Genomic DNA, 7,481 nt, shown 5'->3' on the forward strand with positions numbered 1-7,481 from the left:
GCTCAACTTCTTGACACCTAAGTCGTTCAATCGGTTTTTTATACAATTACGAGAAGACGAGGTTAAGGGCTTTCGATCGGAGTTAGACGTAGCCCTCGGTCAGCAAGCGCAACAAAACGCTCCATAGGATACTTGGTCTCCTCTTAACGGGTTTCCAAAACCCTGAGCGGTCGTAAAACGGTCGTATAGCAGGGCTACTTTCCGCTCATTCTGACTCACTCAATCTCACTCCTTCTTATTTCACAAGCCATTGAATTTCCGATTCAAAGCCTGTGAAACCCGCGTCAGCATTGAAGTTGTTGAACTGGCCTCAAATCAAATCCCGGCTTCGGCACCACACCTTACTTCTGAGCAATTCGTTCCAATTCATCAGGGAGCGCCCCACTGCCTCAGTCTTGACACATCTCGACAGACGGCCTAGCCTTTCGTACCTCTGCCCTGGAGCAGAAAGGTCTGCTGCCGAACGGGAAGTTATGAAATGGCGTCACCGGGGGAAGGTGATGACCAACGAGGAACTGACCACCGCGATCAACGATGCAATCTACGATTTTTCTGATTCGTTGCGTGGTCTAATTGAAGAAGCTGCTCGGCGCCTGGAAGAGGGACAAGCTGATGAAGCGCTGAGGCAGTCGTTTCGGTATGCGGTTCGCATTGTCACGCACATCCAGAACGAGAAGCCGAAAAAGCTTTGGGAACGGTATTGCCAGAGATGTCAGCAGAGTCATTTGGCTCCGATCTGGTATTGCCGAGAGCGTCAAGATGATCTGGAACATGCGCAAGAATGGCTGTGCGGCAATCGATATGGTGAGTCATCAATCCATGAGAAGAATCGCTGGATTCTATGGGAACCTCCGCGGGATATGACAATATAATCGGTCCTCACACAGGTTTGTAACTCGTCTGCGCTAAAAATTAGAAAATGTGAGTGCTGCTGTCTCCTTGCACTTCCTCTATCGGCCATTGTGGATTGGGGATTCGGTTCGGCTCACCGTTCTCACTGAGAATCAGACGGAAACGATTTAAGATCTCAACCTCCGCGACACAGTTATCGGGACAGAAGACAAAACCAGATTGTCGTTCCAACCAGTGTAATTGCCAGCCAGCTATTATTAAGTCAGGCGAGTGAGTCGATTCTTTGAACAAATCGTTCGGCATGAAACATCTGCCAACTCGATCTAGCCTGCTTAATCATCAGAAGCATTGTCCCACTCAATAGATGCTCTTGCTCACTTCGTTCGAGAAACCACTCTCCACACCGCTACTATTGTAAGCCGTCACCGCGAAGTAGTAGGTGTTTCCGACTCCAAGATTAGAGACCGTATAGGACGTCACGTTGCCGACGCTCACGGAAGAGCTATAGACTCCTGAGCTAGTGCCAAGATACACCTTGTAACCAGCCAGATTGGTAGAGGCATCGGGATTCCAGGTGAGCGTTGCTGTGCTGTGACCGCTTGGCTGGCTGGAGGACCCAGCCGTCACCGTCAACGTTACAGGAACTGAGATACGCCCTCCGTTGGCCGCGGTGATCGTCACAATTGCCGTATAGGTGCCCACGGACAAGCCCGCAGGATTGACACTCACCGAGACTTGAGCTGAGCGCGCGATCATTCCCATCGTCGGGGAGACGGTTATCCACGCGGCGTTGTCCCTGCTGCTCCAGATAACCATATTATTCGAATTTTTAAGAACGTTCACAATTTGGCTTGGGAGAATTTTCCCACCCTGCACGGCTTGGAAACTCAACGTTGTCGGACTGGCTTGCAACGCCAATGCGTCGGGAATTGCGGCCAGGGCAACCGTGATAACGAGTCCGGTGCACAACAAATATTGTTTCAACGTACTCATGTGTTCCCTCGATGTTTCAAGCAAAACGGTGTCGCCCTCCGAACTCGAAGAGTTCGATGGTTGCGTTGTTTCAGAGTCGTTCCCGCGGGGACGAGGGATCGCCAGAGCAGCATGCATGCCATGCAGACGAGACCACGAGAACCGAATGAATTCGCGGATTCTTAATGTGGCAGCGACGAAAAACCGTGCGGTGTCCGAACCTCATCGGGCGTCGGAGCGTAGGCTGGATACTACAACTACGACAGGGAAGCGACTTCTTAGGCTATATGTGTCGCCCGGTCTTCCCTTGTCCGGGCAAAATGTATGGGGAGGATTAATTCAGCGGCAGAATATCGTATGACGACGTATCGTCCATGAGGCTGAGGCATTGTTCCTGTCAGCAACGCAGCAGGCCAATCACTATGTAAAGGTCTAAGGGTCAGGTTATTGAGGTGAGTCGGTTCCAAGCGGCGTCAAGGTAGCAGGGAGGCGGTTCTGTTTTTTCATTTCATCCATGTCCTGATCAATCACCTTCAAAGCCTCAAGCTGGGACTCTAACTCCGCAATGCGTTTATCTCGTTCTCGTATTTGTCTCTGAAGGGAGTGCACCACGCTGGGATCAACAGTAGGTGGATCGCTTTTGTGTTCCGCCGAGGGAGGAGGCATTGTTCCGCAGGCGCTCAGAGCGATGACCCCCAGCAGACAAGCTCCTAGGCAACTCCAAGCTCTTGTACGCATCACACTCATACTCTAGATGTGTCACGAGAAGCAGTGTCACGCCAGTACATTCGCGTTTCTGACGACACCGGCTTTCAGTAGCGCTCTCCAAGCGTTTGTGGGATCTAAACCTGGATGGAGTGGTGAAGTGTGAAATCCCCAGGCTCGTCCCTGTGGGCATCGGTGTGTATCCCCGGCTAGCCGTCGAGGCTCGCTCCGCCGCTCCTGCTTGATATCCTCCCTCCCTTCAGATGTGATAACAATGTTAGGCCGCATGGTGACTGAGAAAAAGGCCGATAAAGAGTAACAAGCGAAGACATTGATAGGTGCCGTGAGCTCCAGCGGAGGGGAAAGGGATTGTCCGCGTTGTCAACGACTCGGGTTATCTCGGCTTTCGCATCCTCTCACTATCCGGCTCCTGTCGTCGATCATCAGCCGGCCGGGCAGGAGTATCTCGTGATGGGAAAAGCTGCGAACGGGCTGGCGTGATGGACTTATCAATCGAGAACGCTCATCGCAGACCGCTCCCGATCCGTATCGGTGTGAGCCGTTGTCTCTTGGGCGAAGCAGTCCGCTACGACGGTGGGCACCAGCGAGACCGGTTCCTGACCGAGGTGGTTGGGCGCCATGTCGAGTGGGTGCCGATCTGCCCGGAGGTCGAGGCAGGCCTCGGTACGCCTCGCGAAGCCATGCGCTTGGTTGGTGACACGCAGCAACCCCGGCTCGTGACGATCAAATCTGAGCAGGACATGACGAAACCGTTGAAGATGTTTACCGAGCACAAGCTGGAGGTCCTCGAAGCCGCCGACCTCTCGGGTTATATTTTCAAAAAGGATTCGCCGAGCTGCGGAATTGAACGGGTACGAGTCTTTAATCGACGCGGCATGCCGAACAGGACCGGCGTTGGTCTGTTTGCGGGAGCCTTCATGAAGCGATTCCCATTAATCCCGGTCGAGGAGGAAGGTCGCCTGTGCGACCCCGCCTTGCGCGATAACTTTATCGAGCGGGTATTTTGTTATCACCGCTGGCAGATGCTCGCACGGGGACCTCTGAAGCGCAAAGCGGTCGTCGAGTTTCACACGGCACACAAGTATTTATTGCTTGCTCACAGCCGCCAGCACTACGAATTGCTTGGCCGATTGGTCGCCCAAGCGGGTCGCTACTGCCCAGAGGAATTGATCGAGCGTTATGGAGCCGCATTCATGGATTCCCTGGCGGTGAAGGCGACATCTCGGAAGCATGTCAACGTCCTCCTTCACATTGTTGGACACATGAAAGAGCGACTGGCCACGAACGAACGAGCCGAACTGGACGACGTGATCGACGATTACCATCGCGGCCTCGTGCCGTTGGTGGTACCTATCACACTGATCAAACATTACGTCGCTCGATACCGAATCGACTATGTTCGGAATCAGGTGTATCTCAATCCGCATCCGAAGGAACTGCAGCTGCGCAATTACCTATGAGGGAAGCACGATGGGAACAGTGACGCGCGGCGTGATTTTGGTCGGGCATGGCGGCGTTCCGAAAGATTGTCCGCAAGAGTTGGTCACGAGATTGAAACGGTTGGAAGCCCAGCGGCGGGCTGCCAAGACTCCGCCTACGCGGGAAGAACGCGATCTGGATATGAAAATTCGACGCTGGCCGAGAACTCCGGCCACCGACCCCTATCAACCAGGTCTCGAAGCGGTGGCTGCTCAGTTGCGTACACAGCTGGACGGGGTACTCTTTGCGGTGGCCTACAACGAATTTTGTGCACCGACGCTGGAAGAGTCGGTGGAGGACCTCATCAAGAAAGGCGCAACCCACATTACCGTGGCGACGACCATGTTCACTCCGGGCGGGTCGCACTCGGAGATCGAGATTCCGGAGATCCTTGAGCAACTGCGAAGACAGTATCCGGGCGTTGAACTCTGCTATGCGTGGCCGTTTGATCTCACGATGGTGGCGAAGATGCTTCGGGAGCAGATTGCAAGGTTCAACTGACGATCGAACCTATATTTGCTGGAAGGCTTCGTCCGCTTGGCCTGCTAATCACACGGGCTGACGTAAACGATCTGAAGGATTGGCGTCGAGACCTACTAGGTTTACCGTGAATCCTAGTGAGCAGTCTGGTTTGTGGCCTGACGGTTCCCATCATGCTGGGCAGAACCATCGTCCCGATCTTCGAGAAAATTCCACTTCGGCTGGCGCCACTCAGGCGAAGCTGGGGTCGTAGATTGCTGTGGGTCCTGGAGGACATTGGGTGGCCGCTTGAGGGGACGCACCTTTTTGCCATCCTTGTTTGAGAGGACAGCGCCCTTGTGCCCTGGTTTAGCTTCAACGGGAACGTTGCTCGGGGCTGATTTTATTTTGGGATGGCCTGACACAGAAGGAGAAGGTTTCGTAGGGCGCGGCTTTTCACGTGACGTATTTGGTAACAATCTCTCCTGATCCATATTTCTGTTCTCGCTGTTCAGTGGCGCGTAGGACTTGAGTCCAGAGTCAACCGCCATGGGAGTATTTGTTGTCGATGGTGCCGGATTCTGATTATTCGAGTGAAGAACGCTGGCTCCGCTTGATTGTTTAGGCACGTGCGTCGGTGCAGATTCCGGCGAGGTGACTGACGACGAAACGGCGGAGGCTTGTCCCCTACGACGGTCGATTGACGTGCCGGAAGAGTTCAAGGTCTCTGCGACCAACGTGGAGCCCGAGTCGTCGCTTTCGAGGCGGATAGCTCCGCTTCGATTGACGAGACGATAGGCACGACCGATGCCGCCCGTGTTCACCACCGCAGACTGAATATCCCCTGCCGAGCGCGCACTGAGAAGGACTTGAGCACCACCTGCATCCGCTAATTCTCTGTTCGAAGCGGCACTGGCCAAGGCGTTACCGTTTAAGCCTGTCACCTGGCTCAAGGTTTTCTGGTTGATCGCATAACGAATGAGCCCATCGCTCATGAGGTCGAGAGTAACTTTTTGTTCTGGGTCCGATCGGGCGGGAGCTACGTTCGCAACGATTACACCTTACGTTGATACACCCGGTGCCAGCAGAGTCACATAGCCATGTTCCGATATGTGTATGGTGCTACCGTTGACGACTGCCGTGAATTTCTTGGGTAGATTCTTTTCGGAATTTACGTGATCGGCGTGAGAAGCACCCGTTTGGATTTGCACGGCTGTTGCTAAAAACTCACCGGTGTTGATCTGGTCCTGCTTACTGAGGCGATTTTTATGCGGGTTGATCAAAATAAATTGGCTGTCTTCTGATGGAAGCTGGCCCAACACCACAGATTGGTCCATGCCAACGACGCGGTTCAAGCCGATCGAGTATACCGAGGGCTGAACAAGGCGGACAGCCTCATTGGTGGCAAATGAAAAGCTGTTCCAGTTCAGAATAGTTGTCCCAGAAGTTTGGACTGGAGGAGATCCCACTGACGAAGCCGTCTGGTCAGGGCTCTGTCCTACCGAAGCATGCTCCTCGAACGAACTCGCAGCGGAGACTGGGGGTGCTGCCACTGGGAGTGCGGCAAGCATTGCCCACAACATAAATGCGAACATGAGCTGGTCTTGCTGCACGCTCATGTTGTGGAAATAAGGCACGGTTTTTCCCGCTCTTCTTCTTTCAAGTCTGTTTATTATCTGATCCATTCAATACAAACTATCGCTCCTTCTCCCAACGGATGCATTACACAGATGGGGGGATACGTAAGAGTGTGTGGCAAAAGGCATTTTTTCGTCTTTAATAATCAATACCTTATAGAGATGAAGGGAAGAGAAATACCGTGATCTTTTGAAGATTCAACTGGTCATGGTTTCTGATGGCCGCTGGCAATGAAACATGGTTATTTTGTTGCCTCGCCCCGTCCAGCGGTAGCAGCCCGATTATCAAATAGCGGCAGGTCGAGGGTAATCGTAGGTAGGTACATCGACGTTACGCTACGAATTGTCCATCCCAAGATCGGCCGGCCATACAGATAAAAGATGGGAACGATCTCTTCCGGATTAAGATAGCCGAACGTGCCCGTTACAAGGTTCGAGAGATTCGAAATAGGCGGATTGGGAGTAATGGGCACTGAGCATCCGTTGAAGCAGACGAGCCCAGGCGGGGAGTTCAAGAGAGTCAGGGCGTTACTCGGCAAGACGGTGCCGGTTAGAAAGGCCGAGATTCCTCCAACAGCGGCGGTTGCACGGATGCTCAAGGTTCCCGGATTGACAGCGACAGTCATTGGCGCAGCCTGCGTGCCGACGACGCCATTGAAGGCTTGCAGCGTTGAGTTTGCACCAGCGGTCACATTAGTCCCGGAGCCAACCGCACTTAGTACGGAACCTCCATTGGCGATGACATTCACCGATCCTCCCGTGTTGAGCGATCCCAGCGTTGCATCCGTTCCCGCCATATAGGCGATCGATCCGGTGCCGCTGGTAGTCGTCGAGGCCGCAGCCATCGTGATCGGCCCCGTCGCAGTTGTAACTGTGACTTGGTTGTTCCCAGCCACTGTAAGGTTCGCGAGTTGCGTGACTGAGTTGGAACCGGTCAGATTGAGGTTGCCACCAGTCGAGGCGATGCCACCGCCGATCGTCAAATTGGCGGCATTGGTTGTGAAGTTCCCCGTCACCGTCGAAGCGTTCAGCGTCAGCGCGTTCGCGTCGGTCAAGGTGACATTATTCCCACTGGTGATCCCAACCGAACTGAAGTTATTGCCTCCGTTGCTCAATGTGATGTCGTTGGCGCCGGTCGCCAGCGTCGTGACGCCCGCCACCGTGATGGCACCACTCTGGGTCAGTGCGCCATTAGTAATCACGTTCAGGTTCCCACTGACCGTCGAGGCGGCGAGATTGAGCGCGGTGCTATCGGTCAAGGCCACGTTGTGGCCATTCGTAATACCGACCGTGCTGAAGGTGTTGCCTGCGTTCGTCAACGTGATGTCGTTGGCCGCGGCGAGGGTGGTGGAGCCG

At 54.0% G+C, this 7,481-nt stretch carries 7 protein-coding genes; 3 read left to right on the forward strand and 4 right to left on the reverse strand.

Annotated elements, in window-relative coordinates; genetic code table 11:
• Positions 1–473: 473 nt before the first annotated feature.
• A complete protein-coding gene (locus VEI50_13730; GenBank protein ID HXX76184.1) occupies positions 474–872 on the forward strand; it encodes a hypothetical protein in 399 nt (132 codons plus the stop codon).
• A gap of 337 nt (positions 873–1,209) precedes the next feature.
• Here VEI50_13730 and VEI50_13735 read toward each other — a convergent pair whose 3' ends face one another.
• The gene (locus VEI50_13735) at positions 1,210–1,845 is read right to left on the reverse strand and encodes a fibronectin type III domain-containing protein (protein ID HXX76185.1); all 636 of its coding nucleotides are present in this window, start codon (positions 1,843–1,845) and stop codon (positions 1,210–1,212) included.
• Positions 1,846–3,029: 1,184 nt separating this feature from the next.
• Here VEI50_13735 and VEI50_13740 point away from each other — a divergent pair.
• Both VEI50_13740 and VEI50_13745 read left to right on the forward strand, forming a co-directional pair.
• A complete protein-coding gene (locus tag VEI50_13740) occupies positions 3,030–4,010 on the forward strand; it encodes a DUF523 and DUF1722 domain-containing protein (GenBank protein HXX76186.1) in 981 nt (326 codons plus the stop codon).
• Between the two features lie 10 nt (positions 4,011–4,020).
• Entirely contained in the window at positions 4,021–4,530 is a 510-nt protein-coding gene (locus tag VEI50_13745; GenBank protein HXX76187.1) for a CbiX/SirB N-terminal domain-containing protein, read from the forward strand.
• Positions 4,531–4,643: 113 nt separating this feature from the next.
• On the opposite strand, the gene VEI50_13750 is transcribed toward VEI50_13745, so the two are convergent.
• The 3 genes from VEI50_13750 to VEI50_13760 all read right to left on the reverse strand — a co-directional run.
• Positions 4,644–5,483: a hypothetical protein gene (locus VEI50_13750; GenBank protein HXX76188.1), complete on the reverse strand. Its 840-nt coding sequence runs from the start codon at positions 5,481–5,483 to the stop codon at positions 4,644–4,646.
• Positions 5,484–5,549: 66 nt separating this feature from the next.
• Positions 5,550–6,173 carry a filamentous hemagglutinin N-terminal domain-containing protein gene (locus VEI50_13755; GenBank protein ID HXX76189.1) on the reverse strand — a complete coding sequence of 208 codons (624 nt, stop codon included), beginning with the start codon at positions 6,171–6,173 and terminating at the stop codon, positions 5,550–5,552.
• A gap of 194 nt (positions 6,174–6,367) precedes the next feature.
• The coding region (locus VEI50_13760; GenBank protein HXX76190.1) for a hypothetical protein at positions 6,368–7,481 on the reverse strand (1,114 nt) is incomplete at its 5' end.

The organism is Nitrospiraceae bacterium, from assembly GCA_035623075.1.
In the GTDB taxonomy this organism is placed as follows: Bacteria; Nitrospirota; Nitrospiria; order Nitrospirales; family Nitrospiraceae; genus DASPUC01.